At 65.7% G+C, this 466-nt stretch carries 1 protein-coding gene; it reads left to right on the top strand.

Features of this window, described 5'->3' with window-relative positions:
- Window positions 1-466, top strand: a 466-nt coding sequence (locus OQ248_RS28995; RefSeq protein WP_265815204.1) for a condensation domain-containing protein, incomplete at both ends; no start/stop codon positions are given.

Raw genomic sequence — 466 nt, 5'->3', positions numbered from 1 at the left:
CCTGCTGCAATCGCGGCTGGCCTTCGACAGCGTCGAACGTGTGGAAGCGTTCGCGGCGGCGCTGCGTCAGGTCATTGCCCGCCATGACATCCTGCGCACGGCGGTGATCTGGCAGGAACTGGCCGCGCCGATGCAGGTGGTGTGGCGTCACGCCGGACTGGCGGTGCAGGAAATCGTGCTCGACCCTGCACAGGGCGACATCCTCGAGCAATTGCACGGGCGTTTCGATGCCCGTCATTACCGCCTCGACATCAGTCAGGCACCGTTGCTGCGGCTGGTGTATGCCCGTGATCCGGCTCACGATCGGGTGGTCGCGATGTTGCTGTTCCACCATGTCGTGATGGATCACACCGCGCTGGACGTGGTGCAGCACGAAATGCTCGCCTGCCTGCAAGGGCGCGAAGCCTCGCTGGGCGCTGCGGTGCCTTACCGCAACTACGTGGCGCAGGCGCGGCTGGGTGTCAGC

This window comes from Pseudomonas sp. COW5 (assembly GCF_026240005.1).
Classification (GTDB): Bacteria; Pseudomonadota; Gammaproteobacteria; order Pseudomonadales; family Pseudomonadaceae; genus Aquipseudomonas; species Aquipseudomonas kribbensis.
Note: the sequence above shows the minus strand (reverse complement) of the source record. Positions and strands in the feature narration are given on the sequence as shown.